At 54.8% G+C, this 1,167-nt stretch carries 1 protein-coding gene and 1 pseudogene; both read right to left on the bottom strand.

Annotated features, from left to right (window positions below; translation table 11 throughout):
- Positions 1-303 (bottom strand): hypothetical protein (locus R7Z41_RS24105; protein WP_318141649.1); only part of this gene is annotated, 303 nt, incomplete at its 3' end.
- A pseudogene (gene tamA, locus R7Z41_RS24100) lies at positions 300-1,167 on the bottom strand (autotransporter assembly complex protein TamA); the annotation flags it as partial. The pseudogene tamA and the gene R7Z41_RS24105, both read right to left, overlap by 4 nt.

Here is a 1,167-nt window from a genome sequence, read left to right as displayed (position 1 = left end):
GATGTCTTTCAGCGCCAGATCATTAATACAAACACTGCTGTTCCACAGGCACTCAAGCCCGACCGCCAGATGCAGATTGCCTGCTTTTACCGCCACGCCTGGCTGCTCATAACGAACGTCAGACAAGGTGAGATCGCGCCAGCCGCCGGTGACCTTGCCAACATCCAGTCCTGGCACCCAGCGATCCGCCGCTTTAAATACCAGATGCAGGCCGCTGGTGGTGCCCACCAGAAACGCCACCGATCCCAGCAACAGTAAGATAACGATAACCACGCCGAGGCTGATTTTTTTCCATAAACTCATAATTCTGGCCCCAGACCGATGTAAAACTGTAACCCGTGTTCGTCTTTATCCGCGACCGGTACGGCAAAATCGAGTTTGATTGGCCCGACCGGCGATTCCCAGCGTACGCCGACCCCGGTACCGGTTTTAAAGTCGCTGCGGCGAATATCGCTTACCGCTTCGCCACTATCGACAAACACCGCGCCCCACCATTTTCCGGTCACGTTGTACTGGTATTCCAGCGATCCGGTTATCAGCTTCGAGGCCCCTTTCAGGTCACCGTTGGCGTATTTCGGGGCGATAGATTTGTATTTGTAGCCGCGAATACTGCGATCGCCCCCGGCGAAGAAACGCAGATCCGGCGGTACTTTGTCGAAATCACCGGTTTCAATCCAGCCCAGCGTGCCGCGTGTAACAAAACGATGGCGATCGTACAGTGTGCGGATCCAGACGTTCTGCGCCTGGAAAACGGAGAAATCGACATCTGAGCCCCAGGCAGTGTTGGAGTAGTCGATAGAGTAGCGTTGCGAGTCGCCCCAGGTTGGCATCAGGCCACCACGAGAACGCGTGCGGCTAATCATCACCCCAGGATAAAACAGCATCGTGGTGTTGGTAATTTCACCCTGGGTAAAGTGGTCGAGGCTCCAGCGCAGGTTAATGGCACGCTGCCAGCCGCTGGAGAGATCCCAGTAGCGAGAAGCCACCAGCGTAGTGGAGTCAGATTCGGTATCGTTCAGGTCAGTGCGCTTAAAACCGCCCTGCACCAAATAATATTGTTCCAGTGGATTCTTCAGCAGCGGCATTTTATAGCTGAAGTCGAGGGTCTGTTCCGGCGCGGAAATACTGGTACTGGTGGTCAGACTGTGACCATAAGAGTTCATCCAC

It is taken from the genome of Vibrio sp. 1457 (assembly GCF_033340195.1).
Classification (GTDB): Bacteria; Pseudomonadota; Gammaproteobacteria; order Enterobacterales; family Vibrionaceae; genus Vibrio; species Vibrio alginolyticus.
The sequence above is the reverse complement of the archived record's forward strand: the minus strand, read 5'-3'. Positions and strand labels throughout refer to the sequence as shown.